Annotated in this window: 10 protein-coding genes and 1 riboswitch; of the genes, 6 read left to right on the top strand and 4 right to left on the bottom strand. The window is 71.2% G+C overall.

Annotated features, from left to right (window positions below; translation table 11 throughout):
- Positions 1-2 precede the first annotated feature (2 nt).
- From ACFYZ4_RS35025 to ACFYZ4_RS35010, 4 genes are all read left to right on the top strand, one after another.
- Positions 3-2,405, top strand: coding sequence for a molybdopterin cofactor-binding domain-containing protein (locus ACFYZ4_RS35025; protein ID WP_351300591.1), 2,403 nt, complete (start codon positions 3-5; stop codon positions 2,403-2,405).
- Between the two features lie 326 nt (positions 2,406-2,731).
- Positions 2,732-4,195, top strand: a complete 1,464-nt coding sequence (locus ACFYZ4_RS35020; RefSeq protein ID WP_351297131.1) for an NCS2 family permease — start codon at positions 2,732-2,734, stop codon at positions 4,193-4,195.
- A 97-nt stretch (positions 4,196-4,292) separates the two neighbouring features.
- Positions 4,293-5,444 (top strand): XdhC/CoxI family protein, encoded by a 1,152-nt coding sequence (locus ACFYZ4_RS35015; RefSeq protein ID WP_351297134.1) that lies wholly within the window; start codon positions 4,293-4,295, stop codon positions 5,442-5,444.
- Positions 5,445-5,593: 149 nt separating this feature from the next.
- On the top strand, positions 5,594-6,856 hold the full coding sequence (locus tag ACFYZ4_RS35010; protein WP_390785840.1) for a YncE family protein: 1,263 nt from the start codon (positions 5,594-5,596) through the stop codon (positions 6,854-6,856).
- 58 nt (positions 6,857-6,914) lie between these two features.
- On the opposite strand, the gene ACFYZ4_RS35005 is transcribed toward ACFYZ4_RS35010, so the two are convergent.
- Together ACFYZ4_RS35005 and ACFYZ4_RS35000 are read right to left on the bottom strand one after the other, a co-directional pair.
- A complete protein-coding gene (locus ACFYZ4_RS35005; protein WP_384341223.1) occupies positions 6,915-7,382 on the bottom strand; it encodes an OsmC family protein in 468 nt (155 codons plus the stop codon).
- 135 nt (positions 7,383-7,517) lie between these two features.
- The gene (locus ACFYZ4_RS35000) at positions 7,518-8,060 is read right to left on the bottom strand and encodes a GNAT family N-acetyltransferase (RefSeq protein ID WP_384341221.1); all 543 of its coding nucleotides are present in this window, start codon (positions 8,058-8,060) and stop codon (positions 7,518-7,520) included.
- A gap of 132 nt (positions 8,061-8,192) precedes the next feature.
- Here ACFYZ4_RS35000 and ACFYZ4_RS34995 point away from each other — a divergent pair, with 132 nt between their 5' ends.
- Complete coding sequence (locus ACFYZ4_RS34995) at positions 8,193-9,428, top strand: GNAT family N-acetyltransferase (RefSeq protein ID WP_390785839.1); 1,236 nt, start codon at positions 8,193-8,195, stop codon at positions 9,426-9,428.
- Between the two features lie 93 nt (positions 9,429-9,521).
- On the opposite strand, the gene ACFYZ4_RS34990 is transcribed toward ACFYZ4_RS34995, so the two are convergent.
- Positions 9,522-11,744, bottom strand: coding sequence for a germacradienol/geosmin synthase (locus tag ACFYZ4_RS34990; protein ID WP_390785838.1), 2,223 nt, complete (start codon positions 11,742-11,744; stop codon positions 9,522-9,524).
- A 208-nt stretch (positions 11,745-11,952) separates the two neighbouring features.
- Here ACFYZ4_RS34990 and ACFYZ4_RS34985 point away from each other — a divergent pair, with 208 nt between their 5' ends.
- Entirely contained in the window at positions 11,953-12,234 is a 282-nt protein-coding gene (locus ACFYZ4_RS34985; protein WP_351297169.1) for a hypothetical protein, read from the top strand.
- A gap of 82 nt (positions 12,235-12,316) precedes the next feature.
- Here the strand turns inward: ACFYZ4_RS34985 and cobN are convergent, their stop codons facing one another.
- A complete protein-coding gene (gene cobN, locus ACFYZ4_RS34980) occupies positions 12,317-15,952 on the bottom strand; it encodes a cobaltochelatase subunit CobN (RefSeq protein WP_390785837.1) in 3,636 nt (1,211 codons plus the stop codon).
- Between the two features lie 53 nt (positions 15,953-16,005).
- A riboswitch (cobalamin riboswitch) is annotated at positions 16,006-16,085 on the bottom strand.
- Positions 16,086-16,453 lie beyond the last annotated feature (368 nt).

The following is a 16,453-nucleotide window of genomic DNA, read 5'->3' as shown; positions in this document are numbered from 1 at the left end:
CCATGGCTCAGAACACCCGCACCGTGCCCGCCGGTACGCCGACGAACGTCACCCAGAAGCACAACAAGGGCGGCATCGGCGAATCGATTCTTCGCCCGGACGGCACCCTCAAGGTCACCGGTGAGTTCGCGTACTCCTCGGACATGTGGCACGAGGACATGCTCTGGGGCCAGACCCTGCGCAGCACCGTCGCCCACGCCGAGATCGTCTCCATCGACATCTCCGAGGCGCTCGCCATGCCCGGCGTCTACTCGGTGCTGACGTACGACGACCTGCCCGCCGAGATGAAGAACTACGGCCTGGAGATCCAGGACACCCCGGTTCTCGCCCACGGCCGGGTACGTCACCACGGTGAGCCGGTCGCCCTCGTGGCCGCCGACCACCCGGAGACCGCCCGCCGCGCGGCCGCCAAGATCAAGATCGACTACCGCGAGCTGCCGCTCGTCACCGACGAGGCCTCCGCCCTCGCCGAGGGCGCGCCGCTGATCCACGAGGGCCGCGACGACCACCACATCGGTCACGTCCCGCACCCGAACATCGTGCACCGCCAGCCGATCATCCGCGGCAACGTGGAAGAGGCCCGCAAGCGCGCCGACGTCATCGTCGAGGGCGAGTACACCTTCGGCATGCAGGACCAGGCCTTCCTCGGCCCGGAGTCCGGTCTGGCCGTGCCGTCCGAGGACGGCGGTGTCGAGCTGTACGTCGCCACCCAGTGGCTGCACTCGGACCTCCAGCAGATCGCCCCGGTCCTGGGCCTGCCGCCGGAGAAGGTCCGCATGACGCTCTCGGGCGTCGGCGGTGCCTTCGGCGGCCGCGAGGACATCTCGATGCAGATCCACGCCTGCCTCCTGGCCCTGGCCACGAACAAGCCGGTCAAGATCGTCTACAACCGCTTCGAGTCCTTCTTCGGTCACGTGCACCGTCACCCGGCGAAGCTCTACTACGAGCACGGCGCCACCAAGGACGGCAAGCTCACGCACATGAAGTGCAAGATCGTCCTGGACGGCGGCGCCTACGCGTCCGCCTCCCCGGCGGTCGTCGGCAACGCCTCCTCCCTCTCGGTGGGTCCCTACGTCCTGGAGGACGTGGACATCGAGGCGATCGCGCTCTACACGAACAACCCGCCCTGTGGCGCGATGCGCGGCTTCGGCGCCGTCCAGGCCTGCTTCGCGTACGAGGCCCAGATGGACAAGCTCGCGGCGAAGCTGGGCATGGACCCGGTGGAGTTCCGCCAGCTGAACGCCATGGAGATGGGCACGGTCATGCCGACCGGCCAGGTCGTGGACGCCCCGGCGCCCGTGGCCGAGCTGCTGCGCCGGGTCAAGGCCCGCCCGCTGCCGCCGGAGCGCCAGTGGGAGACGGCCGGCGAGAACGCGGACGTCCGCGCGCTGCCCGGTGGCCTCTCCAACACCACCCACGGTGAGGGCGTCGTCCGCGGCGTCGGCTACGCGGTCGGCATCAAGAACGTCGGCTTCTCCGAGGGCTTCGACGACTACTCCACCGCCCGCGTGCGCCTCGAGGTCATCAACGGCGAGCCCGTCGCGATGGTCCACACGGCCATGGCGGAGGTCGGCCAGGGCGGCATCACCGTCCACACGCAGATCGCCCGTACGGAGCTGGGTGTCACGCAGGTGACCATCCACCCGGCCGACACGCAGGTCGGCTCCGCCGGTTCCACGTCCGCCTCGCGGCAGACGTACATGACCGGTGGCGCCGTGAAGAACACCTGTGAGGCGGTCCGCGAGGCCCTGCTGGAGATCGGCCGCCGCAAGAACGGCTCGTACCACCCGGCGTGGGCCACCGCCGAGCTGCTGCTCGAAGGCGGCAAGGTCGTCACCGACGGCGGCGAGGTCCTCGCGGACATCGCCGACATCCTCGGGGACGAGGCGATCGACCTCGAGCTCGAGTTCCGGCACGCGGCCACCGAGCCCTTCGACCTGGTCACCGGCCAGGGCAACGGCCACGTCCAGTACACCTTCGCCGCGCACCGCGCGGTCGTCGAGGTGGACACCGAGCTCGGCCTCGTCAAGGTCGTCGAGCTGGCGACCGCGCAGGACGTCGGCAAGGCGCTCAACATGCTTTCCGTGGTGGGCCAGATCCAGGGTGGAACCACCCAGGGTCTCGGCGTGGCGATCATGGAAGAGATCATCGTGGACCCGAAGACCGCGAAGGTGCGCAACCCCTCCTTCACGGACTACCTGATCCCGACCATCCTCGACACCCCGACCATCCCGGTCGACGTCCTGGAGCTCGCCGACCCGAAGGCGCCGTACGGCCTCCGCGGTATGGGCGAGGCCCCGACCCTCTCGTCCACCCCGGCCGTCATCGCGGCGATCCGGCAGGCGACGGGTCTGGAGATCAACAAGACGCCGATCCGTCCGGAAGCCCTCACCGGGACCCTCTAGACCGGCGTGGTCCGGGGGCCGCGAGGCCCCCGGACCCCCCTCAGACTCTCCGGGCGGTGCGACTTGGGAACGTCACACTTCACAGCGCACCGTCCGGAGTACATACGAAGCACCGCACCGCTCGCGGTCCCTTCAGCCGGCAGTACCCCTGCAAAAACCCCCATGTAGTACCAGCGGTCACCCCCGCACTACCCGCAGTACACGCAGTGCACCTTCGCGTCGCCTCGGGCCGTCACCCCGGGTCGTGCAGCCAAACGCACCATCCCAAATCCCGCAATCTCCAATCCCCAAGCGGGTGCCCCTTTGAACCTTGGGAGTTAGGCACCATGACCCAATCGTCCGTAGAGACCAAGACCACGGCGGAGGATGCCGGAGACGGCTCCCGCAATCCCGCCGGGCGTTCTTGGCTCGACCGCTACTTTCACATCACCCACAGAGGTTCCAACGTCGGCAACGAGGTCCGTGGCGGTATCACGACCTTCATGGCCATGGCGTACATCCTGCTGCTGAACCCCCTGCTCCTCTCGGGCAAGGACGTCGCCGGCACCGTCATGGACGGATCGGCGATCATCACCGCCACCGCCTTCGCCGCGGCCGTCACCACGCTCCTCATGGGCTTCGTCGGCAAGGTGCCGCTCGCCCTCGCCGCCGGCCTCTCCGTGTCCGGCGTGCTCGCCTCGCAGGTCGCCCCGCAGATGACCTGGCCGCAGGCCATGGGCATGTGCGTGGTGTACGGCGTCGTGATCTGTCTCCTGGTCGTCACCGGCCTCCGCGAGATGATCATGAACGCGATCCCCCTCGCGCTCAAGCACGCCATCACCATGGGCATCGGCCTCTTCGTGGCCCTCATCGGCTTCTTCAAGGCCGGTTTCGTCGGCAAGGGTCCGGAGTTCGGTCCCCCCGTCCAGCTCGGTGCGGTCGGTGAGCTCTCCGGCTGGCCGGTCCTGCTCTTCTGCATCACCCTGATCGCGATCTTCATGCTCCAGGCCCGCAAGGTGCCGGGCGCCATCCTGATCGGCATCGTCGGTGGCACCGTCCTGGCCGCGATCCTCAATGCCGTCGTCGACATCGACCCGAAGGCCTGGAAGAACGGTCCGCCGGAGCTCGACGGCTCCGCGGTCTCGATGCCGAACTTCTCGCTCTTCGGTGACGTCTCCTTCGGCGGCTGGGGCGACGTCGGCTACATGACGGTCGGCATGATCGTCTTCACCCTGGTGCTCGCCGGCTTCTTCGACGCGATGGCCACCATCATCGGTGTCGGCACCGAGGCCAAGCTGGCCGACGACAAGGGCCGCATGCCGGGTCTGTCCAAGGCCCTCTTCATCGACGGCGCCGGTGGCGCCATCGGTGGCGTCGCGGGTGGCTCCGGCCAGACCGTGTTCGTCGAGTCCGCGACCGGCGTCGGCGAGGGAGCCCGTACGGGTCTCGCCTCCGTGGTGACCGGCCTGTTCTTCGCCGCCTGCCTCTTCTTCACTCCGATCACGCAGATCGTGCCGGGCGAGGTCGCCTCCGCGGCCCTGGTCGTCATCGGCGCGATGATGATGCAGAACGCCCGCCACGTGGACTGGTCCGACAGCGCGACCTCGATCCCGGTCTTCCTGACCGTCGTGATCATGCCGTTCACCTACTCGATCACCGCCGGTGTCGCCGCAGGCGTCATCTCCTACGTCGCCATCAAGATCGCTCAGGGCAAGGCCCGTGAGATCGGCGGCTTCATGTGGGCGCTGACCGGAATCTTCCTGGTCTTCTTCGCGCTCCACCCGATCGAGGGCTGGCTCGGGGTCGGCTGACCCGGACCGGTCCGAACCGTACGAGGTCCGAACCGTACGAAGTACCGCACGCTCCACGTATCCGATACTGGAACCTAACCTCTCCGAGGAGGCCCCCATGCTGGACATCGCCGAAGAACTGAACCGGTGGGTCGAGCAGGGACGTGACTTCGCCGTCGCCACGGTCGTGGCGGTCGGCGGGAGCGCACCCCGGCAGCCCGGGGCCGCGCTCGCCGTCGACAGCGAGGGCACGGCCATCGGTTCCGTCTCCGGCGGATGCGTGGAGGGTGCGGTGTACGAGCTGTGCCGGCAGGCGCTGGAGGACGGCGAGACCGTCCGAGAGACCTTCGGCTACAGCGACGACGATGCTTTCGCCGTGGGTCTGACCTGCGGCGGGATCATCGACATCCTCGTCACCCCGGTGCCCGTGGGCTCCGCCGTACGGGAGGTGTTCGCGGCCGGCCTGGCCGCCGCGGCCCGCGGTGAGGCCGCGGCCGTGGCCCGGATAGCCGAAGGCCCGGCCGAGCTCATGGGCCGCGCCGTCTTCGTCCGTACGGACGGCGCCCACGAGGGCGGCTTCGGGGGACACCCCGAGCTGGACCGCACCATCGCCGAAGAGGCCCGCGCCATGCTCGACGCCGGCCGGACCGGCGTGCTGGAGATCGGCGCCGACGGCAGGCTCTGCGGAGAGCCGCTGAAGGTGCTCGTCGAGTCCAGCGTCCCGCCCCCGCGGATGATCGTCTTCGGTGCCATCGACTTCGCCTCCGCCCTCGTGCGGATCGGCAAGTTCCTCGGCTACCGGGTGACGGTGTGCGACGCACGGCCCGTCTTCGCGACGAAGACCCGCTTCCCCGAGGCGGACGAGATCGTCGTCGACTGGCCGCACCGCTATCTGGAGAGCACGGAAGTGGACGGCCGGACCGTCCTGTGCGTGCTCACCCACGACGCCAAGTTCGACGTCCCGCTCCTCGAACTGGCCCTCAAGCTCCCCGTCGCCTACGTCGGCGCCATGGGCTCCCGGCGCACCCACGAGGACCGCAACAAGCGGCTCCGCGACGTCGGTGTCACCGAGCTCGAACTGGCCCGGCTGCGCTCCCCGATCGGCCTGGACCTCGGCGCCCGCTCCCCGGAGGAGACCGCGCTGTCCATCGCCGCCGAGATCGTCGCGAACCGCCGCGGCGGCAGCGGCGCGGCCCTCACCGGCGCGCACATCCCGATCCACCCGGACCTCGCGAACACCACCGTCAGCAGGATCGGTTCCGTCGCTTGAAGGGGTGAGTGACGGCCGAAGATGAGAAAAGGGCGCCACCCGTAGGGGTTGCGCCCTTGAGGCGTTCCCCCTATCTTACCGGCCGGTAATAGGGGGCGCCCGCACCGGCAGCGCCCTCTCCATCCCTTGTCCACACCGGAGTTGAGCGGATGTTGCGTACCGTGCGAACCCTGGGCGTGCTGGCGGCGGCCACCCTGCTGACCGCCTTCACACCTGCACCTGCACCGGCACCCGGCGCCGCCGCCCCCGCGGCACCCGCGGCGGGCCTGCGCGAGGTGCTCTTCGTCGGGAACAACTGGGAGGGGACCGCCGACGTCCTCGCCTCCACCGGCGACCTCGCCAAGGTCGGCCGGATCAACGTGATCCCCGACAAGGCGGAGCGGCTCCGGGAGATCCACCTCAACCCCGTGAAGCTCGCCTTCTTCCTCGGCATCCGGGAGAGCGCAGGCGAGGGACACGACCAGTTCGTCGACGACATGTTCACCACCCCGGACGGCTCCGCGGTCGTCGTCTCCCGCCCCAGCTTCGCCGACGTCGTGTCCATCGACGTGACCTCGGGGCGGATCAACTGGCGCTTCCCCGTCTCCGGCTACCGCTCCGACCACATGGCGGTCTCCCCGGACGGCACCCGCATCGCCGTCTCGGCCTCCACCTCCAACACCGTGCACGTCCTGGACATCGCCACCGGACGCCAGGTCGGCTCCTTCGGCACCGGGGACAAGCCGCACGAGAACACCTTCACCCGCGACGGCCGCTTCCTGTGGAACAGCTCCATCGGCGAGGTGAACACCGCACTCGACGCGCCCTGGCTGGACTGGACGAAGGGCGACCGGAAGATCACCGTGGTCGACGCGCAGACCTTCCGGACCGTCCGGGTGATCGACATGCGGGAGCGGCTGGACGCCTTCGGCCGCCGCGACCTGTCCGACGCCGTGCGCCCCGTGTCCTTCAGCCCCGACGAGTCGAAGCTCTACTTCCAGGTGTCGTTCTTCAACGGCTTCCTGGAGTACGACGTGGCCACCGACCGGATCACCCGCCTCAAGACCCTCCCCCAGAACCCCGCCACCAGCACCGACCGCACCACCTGGGTCAACGACTCCCGCCACCACGGCATGTCCATGAGCCCCGACGGGGCCAAGCTGTGCATCGCGGGCACCATGGACGACTACGCGACCGTCGTGGACCGCGCCACCCTCGCCGAGGGGCCGCTCGTGCCCGCCGCCAAGCCGTACTGGGCCACGGTCGACGGCGACGGGACGGCCTGCGTGATCTCCGAGAGCGGCGCCGACCGGGTCACGGCCATCGACTTCGCCACCGGCGCCAAACGAGTCTCCGTCCCCGTCGGCGACCACCCCCAGCGCGTCCGGATCGGCCACGTCCCGGCCGCCTGGACCGGCCCCGCCGGCCGCTAGGCCTGTCCGGGCGAGCTCCGGGCGCGGGGCAATGGGATGCCCCGGCCCGCCCGGAGGCTCAGCCCACCGTCACGGTCGGCTCGTGCCGGACGGGGAAGTTCACCGAGTTGGCGATGAAGCAGGCCCGGCGGGCCTCCTTGTGCAGTGCGATCGCCGCGGCCACCATCGACTCCTCGCCGACGGTGATCCGAGGACGCACCACGGCCTCCGTGAACTGCCCGCTGTCCCCGGCGGTGGCCATCGTCCCCGTCGCCTCGTCGACGTACGAGGTGACCACCACGCCGCCGACCGTACAGAAGTGCAGGTAGGACAGCATGTGGCACTGGGACAGTGCCGCCAGCAGCAGCTGCTCGGGGTTCCAGCGGGAGGCATCGCCGCGGAAGGTCGGGTCGGAGCTGCCGAGGATCACCGGCAGCTCTCCGGCGGCCACCTCGTGCGCCCGCGAGTAGGCACGGTAGTGGCTGGTGCCGGTACCGAGGTTCCCGGTCCAGGTGACGCGGGTGGTGTAGGAGTGCAGTCGGGCCATGGCGGCTACTCCGTCTCTCGGGTACGGGACTGGGCGGCGCGGGTGTCCGGGGCATGCAAGCGGCGGCGCCGGGCGGTGCCGGGCGGTGCCGGGCGTCGACGTGGATCGTACGTCCGTCGCGGCGGCCGGGCGGGGTCAGGCCCGCCACTCCTCCCGGAGCATCCCGAACAGCACCTCGTCGTACCGCTCACCCGCCAGCAGCACGGCGGCCCGCCGCCGCCCCTCCTCACGGAAGCCGAGCCGGGTGAACGCCCGGACCGCCCGCTCGTTCCCGCTCCAGGTGTCGAGCTGGAGCCGGGTGAGCGGGAAGGTGCCGAAGAGGTGGTCGACCAGCAGACGCATCGCCTCGGAGCCGTGCCCGCGGCCCCAGAACTCCCGCTCGCCGATGGTGATCCCGAGCGTGGCCGCTCCGGCCCAGGGGTCCAGATCGCGGTAGTCGGCCATGCCGATCACCCGGCGGTCCGGCAGGGTCTCCACCGTGAACACCGCCGACTCCCGGGGCGAGAGCATCAGCATCCGCTCGAAGAACACCGTCAGCGCCTCCCGTGTGACCGGGCCGAAGCACGGGTCCCCGGCGGTCGCCCAACGGACCACCTCGGGGTCGTTGCGCCAGCGCAGGTGGTGTTCCGCGTCCTCCGCGCGCAGTGCGCGCAGCGCGACGCGCTCTCCCTCGATCACGTCCTGATCCTCTCCCCGTGACGGCCGACGGCACACCGTACCCGCGGATGATCATGGCGGCCACGGATTTCCCGACCCTTATCCGACCCTTATGGGATGACCGGTCCTCGATGACCGATTAGTCTCGCGATCATGGTGGACATCCACGACGTGCCCGAGGCCGACATCGACCGCGCCCTGGAACTCGCGTACCTCGTCTTCCACGACCGGCCCGACAAGGAGGCCCGCGCCAGACACCACGCGCTGCTGGAGCGGTGCCTGCGGATCGGCGCCTACGACGGGGACGCCCTGGTCGGCTTCATGGCCGCGCACGACTTCCGGCTCTCGGTGCCCGGGGCGGACCTGCCCTGCCCCGGGCTCACCTTCGTCTGCGTCGCCCCCACCCACCGCCGCCGCGGCGTGCTCACCGGGCTGATGACCGAGATGCTGGAGCGCGCCGCCGCCACCGGCAGCCCGCTCGCCGCCCTGTGGGCCTCCGAAGCCGCCATCTACGGCCGCTTCGGCTACGGCGGCGCGACCACCGGCGTCACCATCGAGATCGACTCCACCCGGCCGCTGGCCCTGCGCATCGACCCGGACCGGCGCCCGCTGCGGCTCGTCGACCCGCAGGAGGCGCTCGCCGTGATCGGGCCCTTCCACGAGTCCGCCCGCGCCCGGCGGGCCGGCCGCCCCACCCGCAGCGCACCGCGCTGGCGCGACGAGTGGCTGACCGAACAGGACGAGCAGGACGAGGAACTGAGCCCGCCGCGGATCATCGTCCTCGGGGAGCCGGGCGAGCCGATCGCGGGCTACGTGCTCTACCGCACGAAGCCCGAGGCCGACGGCGGGCCCGCCCGCGCACCCCATGGCCTGGTCCGGGTCGAGGAACTGGAGGCCGACACCCCGGCCGTCGCCGCCGCCCTGTGGCAGTGCCTGGCCGCCCTCGACCTCACCGGCCGGGTCCGCGCCTGGGGCCGCCCGGCCGACGACCCGCTGCTGCACTTCGCCGTCGACCGGGACCAGGTGCGGGTCACCGCCCAGTACCCGGCGCTCTGGCTGCGCCTGGTCGACGTACGCGCGGCGCTGACGGCGCGGTCGTGGGCCGCGCCGGTGGACGTGGTGCTGGAGGTGCACGACGTACGGCTGCCCGCCAACACCGGGCGGTTCCGGCTCGACGCGGGGCCGGACGGGGCGGCGTACGAGCCCGCGGAATCCGCCGCCGACCTGGCCCTGGACGTACGCGAGCTGGCCGCCTGCTACCTGGGCGGGACGCGGGTCGCCGAGCTGGTCGCGGCCGGGCTGGTACGGGAGCACACCCCGGGCGCGGCCGCGGCGCTGGACGCGGCCCTGCGCACGCCCGTACTGCCGCACACGGGCGACGAGTTCTGAGGGCGGGCGGGGGGCGTACGGGCCGGAGCGCGGCGGGGGCGGGCGAGCGGACCGCCCCCGTGCCCGGCCCCGACCCCAGCCCCGCCGGGCCGGTCAGGCCGGCAGGGAGATCCGGGCCGCCGACATGCCGAAGGCGGAGCTCCGGACGCCGGTGGCCAGGCCCGAGTCGAGCCGGTGCAGATCCTCCTCGCGGTAACGGCGGCACTTCCGGTGCCAGTTGAGGATCCCGGCGAGCCAGTCCCTGAGCTCGCCGACGTACGCGTCGAGCCCGGCCCGGGCTTCGGCGCACAGCTTCCAGTCGTCGTAGAGCAGCGGCAGTTGGGTCGCAACGATGTGCTCGAACTCCTCCGTGCGCTGGGTCATCAGCGAGTGGCAGATGTGCAGGGCCTCCGGATAGCCGATGTCGAAGAAGTTCCGGGTGACCAGGACGTGATTGTGGACCTCGCCCTCGAACTCCACCTCCTTCTGGTAGGAGAAGATGTCGTTCAGCAGGCACGCGGTGTCGGCCGCCGCGTTCTCCAGGGACCGGATGGTCCCGGAGGCGTAGATCTCGTCGGGGATGCCGCGGCCCGCCTGGCCGAGCCGGCACAGGTACATGGTGAGGTTCGAGCCGAAGGTGTGCCGGCGCATCTCGGCGTAGTCCACCGGGTCCGGGATGCGGTTCCGGATCTGGTTGTCCATCTCCCACACCCAGCTCTCCAGCATGCTGACGAGGGTCGCCCGGAATTCGGCGCGGACGCCCCGGGTCATGCCCCGGCTCGTACGGACCCACAGGTCGGCGAGCGCGCGCTCCATCGCCGTGAGCGGCTGCGGCTGTTCGGCGTGGTCGACCGGGATCATCGCGATCAGCCGCGCGGTCGCCGCCTTGGCGGCCGGGAGGTTCTTGGACTGGCCGAAGGCCACCGGGTAGTAGTCGTCCCCGTACGTTCCCCAGGTCAGCCAGCAGGCGTTGAGGAGCAGTGCGTCGGGCGTGGCGTCCGGGTCGATGCCGGCCGAGCAGAGCGCGAAGTCGTAGCCGCGCAGCTTCTGTTCGGTCCAGATGGCGGAACCGGGGTCGCCGGGGTGGGCCTGGAGCAGGCCCATGCGCCGGGCCCAGTCGACCGATCCCTCGCGCGCGTGGTCCAGGTGCGGGCTGAGGGAAAGCGCGAACGGCATGTAGACCTCCGGGATCACGGACGGTCCGGTGCGCTCGAAGGGGACGTGGGTGAAGGAGCGGCGGCGCAGGTCCGCCGAGCGCTGCGTGAAGACGGACTTCAGGTCGAGCGCGGTGGTGCCGAGCCCGGAGGGCAGGAACGGCAGGGTGAGCGGGGCTGTGGCCTTGGCCCTGGCCTCCTTGTTCATGTAGCGGCTGGAGACCATGTGCCACTCGTGGCCGCCGGACTGCCAGTCCTGCAGGCCCTTGGCGTAGGCGAGGACGGCCGCGATCTCCGCCGGGTTCATCGCGTGGTCGGCGAAGAGCTGGGGGAGTTCGGCGAGGGCGGTCTGCTCGAACTGGTGCAGGCGGGAGGTGAGCAGGTCGTTGGAGACCTCGGCGGCCTCCTGGGTGGTGCAGCCGAGGAAGGTCTCCAACACCAGGACGGCGTTGGACAGTTCGCCTTCGTCGGTGACCTCGCGCTGATAGGAGAACAGGTCGTTGCGGATGTGCACGGCGTCGGAGAAGGCGTCGCGCAGGACACCGAGCGGGCGCGAGTGCGCGACGCGCGCCGGGACTTCGGCGGCAACGTATTCGACCAGGCCGGCCGACCAGGGGGCGCCGCCCACCTTGCGGCGCATCTCGATGTATTCGAGGGGGTTCGCCACCCGCCCGATGTCGATGTTGGCGAGCTCCCACATCGACTCGTCGAGGAGGTTCTTCGTGGACAAGGAGAACCGTTCCCGCCAGTCCGCGGACATCGCGGGCACGGTCCGCGCCCAGAGGTCCGCGAGGCCCGCCTCGACCGGGTTGGTCGGCGCGGGGAAGCCGGCGGCCAGGTCCATCGGCATGAAGGCGGCCAGCCTGTCGAGGTACTCCTTGGCGCCGGCCCGGTCCTGCGAGCGCTTGAACGTCTCCAGGAAGTGGTCGTCGAAGAAGAACACCCACACGTACCAGTCGGTGACCAGGGACAGCGCCTCGGCGCCGCAGTCGGGGTGGGTGTACGAGCAGAGCAGCGCGTAGTCGTGCGAGTCGAGGTCGCTCTCCTCCCAGACGCCGGAACCCTCCAGCATCCCGAGGTCGCGCGCCCACCGCTTGGTGTGGACCCGCGCGACCTCCAGATGGGGGTTCAGTCGCGCCGGATAAGGCACATAGAAATCCGGCAGTTGAAACGGCTGCGTCACGACGGGGTGGGCCTTTCGTCCAAGGGTGCGGGAGCCGGTCGTCCCGGGCCCCTGCACGAGATCAGCAGTGCCCTACCCGTGGCGCCCCTCGGACAAGTGACTTTTCACCGCTTCAGGTGACACCCCCACGGTTCCCCTCCGCGGCGCCCTGCCGGGGGCTACGCAAAGTCGTCTGCGTGGGTGGTGGGGGTGTCGGAGCTTGGGGGGAATGTCTGGTTCGGTTAGGTTTGTTGCGGTATTTGGTTTCGGCGTTCCGGGAGGGACACTCGTGGCTATTGATCTGGACAAGGTGCTCGACAAGGCGTGGGCCGACAAGCCGCTCGCCGAGGTGCTCGCGGCTCCCGTGGCCGCGCTCAAGGGCGTCAGCGACAAGGACGGCGAGCTGCTGCACGAGGCGTTCGGGGTCAAGACCGTCGCCGACTTCGGGCAGCTGAAGTACGTGCGGTGGGCGCAGGCGCTCGTCGCGCTGAACCAGACCGTCAAGGCCTAGGCGCGTAGTCGGGTAGTCGGGTAATGGAAGAGGCCGTCCTCTCCGCCCTGGAAGGGGGGAGAGGACGGCCTCTTTTGTGGTTCTACTCGGTTTCGCCTTCGAGGTTGCCCTCGGTGTCCAGGTAGACCTGGCGGAGGGCTTCGAGGATGCCGGCGTCCGGCTTCTCCCACATGCCGCGGGACTCGGCTTCGAGGAGGCGCTCCGCGATGCCGTGCAGGGCCCAGGGGTTGGCCTCCTCCAGGAAGGCCCGGTTGGTCGGGTCCAGGACGTACGTCTCGGTGAGCTTGTCGTACATCCAGTCCGCGACCACGCCCGTCGTCGCGTCGTAGCCGAAGAGGTAGTCGACCGTCGCCGCGAGCTCGAAGGCGCCCTTGTAGCCGTGGCGGCGCATCGCCTCGATCCACTTGGGGTTGACCACGCGGGCGCGGAAGACGCGCGACGTCTCCTCGACCAGGGTGCGGGTCTTCACGGTCTCGGGACGCGTGGAGTCGCCGATGTACGCCTCCGGGGCCGTGCCGCGCAGGGCGCGGACGGTGGCCACCATGCCGCCGTGGTACTGGAAGTAGTCGTCCGAGTCCGCGATGTCGTGCTCGCGCGTGTCCGTGTTCTTGGCGGCGACCGTGATGCGCTTGTAGGCCGTCTCCATCTCGTCGCGCGCCGGACGGCCCTCCAGGCCGCGGCCGTACGCGTAGCCGCCCCACACCGTGTAGACCTCCGCGAGGTCGGCGTCCGTACGCCAGTCGCGGGAGTCGATCAGCTGGAGGATGCCGGCTCCGTACGTACCCGGGCGCGAGCCGAAGATACGGGTCGTGGCCTTGCGCTCGTCGCCGTGGACGGCGAGGTCCGCCTGGGCGTGGGCGCGGATGAAGTTCGACTCCGCCGGCTCCTCCAGGGAGGCCGCGAGCCGGACCGCGTCGTCCAGCAGGCCGATGACGTGCGGGAACGCGTCGCGGAAGAAGCCCGAGATGCGCAGGGTCACGTCGATGCGGGGGCGGCCGAGCTCGTCGAGCGGGATCGGCTCCAGGCCCGTGACGCGGCGCGAGGCCTCGTCCCAGACCGGGCGGACGCCGAGGAGGGACAGGGCCTCCGCCACGTCGTCGCCCGAGGTGCGCATCGCGCTCGTGCCCCAGAGGGACAGGCCGACGGAGGCGGGCCACTCGCCGTTGTCCGTGCGGTAGCGGGTCAGGAGGGACTCGGCCAGGGCCTGGCCCGTCTCCCACGCGAGGCGCGACGGGACGGCCTTCGGGTCGACCGAGTAGAAGTTGCGGCCCGTCGGCAGGACGTTGACCAGGCCGCGGAGCGGGGAACCCGAGGGGCCCGCCGGGATGAAGCGGCCGTCGAGGGCCGCGACGACGTGCGCGATCTCGTCCGTGGTGCCGGCCAGCCGCGGGACCACCTCGCGGGCCGCGAAGGACAGGACCGCCGCGACCTCCGGCGCCTGGTCCGCCGCGACCGAGGACACCGCGTCGAGGGACCAGTCCGCGTCCTCCATCGCCTGGACCAGGGCGCGGGCCTGCGCCTCCACGGCGTCCGCCGAGGTACGGGTGGCCTTGGACTCGTCGAGGCCGAGCGCCTCGCGCAGGCCCGGGAGGGCCGTCGTACCGCCCCAGATCTGCCGGGCGCGCAGGATGGCGAGGACCAGGTTGACCCGGGCCTCACCGGTCGGGGCGCCGCCGAGCACGTGCAGGCCGTCGCGGATCTGGGCGTCCTTGACCTCGCACAGCCAGCCGTCGACGTGCAGCAGGAAGTCGTCGAAGCCCTCGTCGTCCGGGCGCTCTTCGAGGCCCAGGTCGTGGTGGAGCTTCGCGGCCTGGATCAGGGTCCAGATCTGGGCCCGGATCGCCGGCAGCTTCGCCGGGTCCATCGCGGAGATCTGGGCGTACTCGTCCAGGTGCTGTTCGAGGCGGGCGATGTCGCCGTAGGACTCGGCCCGGGCCATCGGCGGGACGAGGTGGTCGACCAGGGTCGCGTGCACGCGCCGCTTGGCCTGGGTGCCCTCGCCCGGGTCGTTGACCAGGAAGGGGTAGATGAGCGGGAGGTCACCGAGCGCGGCGTCCGGCGCGCAGGCCGCGGACAGGCCGGCGTTCTTGCCCGGCAGCCACTCCAGGTTGCCGTGCTTGCCCAGGTGGATCATCGCGTCGGCGCCGAAGCCGCCGTCCTCCGCGCGCGCCTGGATCCAGCGGTACGCGGCCAGGTAGTGGTGCGAGGGCGGCAGGTCCGGGTCGTGGTAGATCGCGATCGGGTTCTCGCCGAAGCCGCGCGGCGGCTGGATGAGAATGAGGAGGTTCCCGCGGCGCAGGGCCGCCAGGACGATGTCGCCCTCGGGGTTCGCCGAGCGGTCCACGAACATGTTGCCCGGGGCCTCGCCCCAGTGCTGCTCGACGCTCTCGCGGAGCTCGGCCGGCAGCTCGGCGAACCAGCGCCGGTAGTCGGCGGCCGGGATGCGGACCGGGTTGCGGGCCAGCTGCTCCTCGGTCAGCCAGTCCTGGTCGTGGCCGCCGGCCTCGATCAGGGCGCGGATCAGCTCGTCGCCGTCACCGGACACCAGACCCGGGATGTCCTGGGTGGGGCCGAAGTCGTAGCCGCCGGCGATCAGCGTGCGCAGCAGCTCGACGGCGCTGGCCGGGGTGTCGAGCCCGACCGCGTTGCCGATGCGGGAGTGCTTGGTGGGGTACGCGGACAGGACCAGAGCGACCTTCTTGTCGCGGCGGTCGATGTGGCGCAGACGGGCGTGGCGTACGGCGATCCCCGCGACCCGGGCGGCCCGCTCGGGGTCGGCCACGTAGGCGGGCAGGCCGTCCTCGTCGAGCTCCTTGAAGGAGAACGGGACGGTGATCAGGCGGCCGTCGAACTCCGGCACGGCGACCTGGGTGGCGGCGTCGAGGGGCGACAGGCCCTCGTCGCTCTCCTCCCAGGCGGAACGCGAACCGGTCAGGCACAGGGCCTGGAGGATCGGCACGCCGAGTGAGGCGAGGGCGCCGGCGTCCCAGGACTCGTCGTCACCGCCGGCGGAGGCGGTGGCGGGGCGGGTGCCGCCGGCCGCGAGGACGGTGGTGACGATCGCGTCCACGGACTCCAGGGCCCGGAGGAGCTCCGGCTCGGGCGTGCGCAGGGAGGAGACGTAGAGGGGGAGGGGCTGGGCGCCCTTCGCCTCGATGGCCTCGCAGAGGGTGTGGACGAAGGCGGTGTTGCCGCTCATCTGGTGGGCGCGGTAGTAGAGCACGGCGACCTTCGGGGCCGTCTCGGAGGCCGCCTTGCCTGTGTGCTGCGCGTCGCGCTCCAGGGGGCCCCAGGTGGGGGCGGCGGCGGGCGGCTCGAAGCCGTGGCCGGTGAGCAGGACCGTGTCGGAGAGGAACCGGGCCAGCTGGTCGAGGTTGGCGGGACCGCCGTGCGCGAGGTAGCCGTGGGCCTCGGCCGCGATGCCGATCGGGACCGTGGAGGCCTCCATCAGCTGGGCGTCCGGGGCCTGTTCGCCGGTCAGGACCACGACCGGGCGGGTCTGGCCGGGGGCGAGGAGCAGGTCGAGGCCGTCCTGCCAGGCGCGGAGGCCGCCGAGGAGGCGTACGACGACCAAGTCGACGCCGTCGAGGAGCCCGGGGAGGTCGTCGAGGGGAAGGCGGGAGGGGTTCGCGAACCGGTACGGGACGAGGCCGTCCGCCGTGTTCGCTGCGCGGGCGCTGAGCAGATCGGTGTCGGACGTCGACAGCAGCAGAATCATGCGGCGGCAGGCCTTCCTCGGGGTTTCCGCGCCCCGGGCAGTGAGGACAGCGGGAGTTCCTGACTTGCCCGGCGGTGTGGCGCTGCCGGGTTCACAGTGGCGGGACCGCGCCGGAATCGCACCGGGCTTCCTCCCATGTCGCCGTCCTCGGCGACGGCGGGCCGTGTGGTCCGCCGGAAGGTCATCTTAGGGGTGAGTGGGTCGCTGCGCTGGGGTGGGGGCTGGGTGGGTGCGGCGCGGTTGCGGGGGCTCTGCCGGGGCGCTGCGCTGCGCTGGGGCGGGTGCTGGTCGGTGCGGCGCCGTTGCGGGGGCTCTGCCCCCGGGCCCCCGCGCCTCAAACGCCGGCGGGGCTGGATGTGGCGGGGCCGGGATGGATTGGCCGGTGCGGCGCCGCTGCGGGGCTCTGCCCCCGGGCCCCCGCGCCTCAAACGCCGGCGGGGCTGGATGTGGCGGGGCCCGTGGATGGGGTGGGTCGGAGGGTGTCGGGGCTGGTGGGGGTGG

The sequence above is a fragment of the Streptomyces sp. NPDC001513 genome (assembly GCF_042894695.1).
Classification (GTDB): domain Bacteria; phylum Actinomycetota; class Actinomycetes; order Streptomycetales; family Streptomycetaceae; genus Streptomyces.
This window is presented reverse-complemented; position numbering and strand designations above follow the sequence as displayed.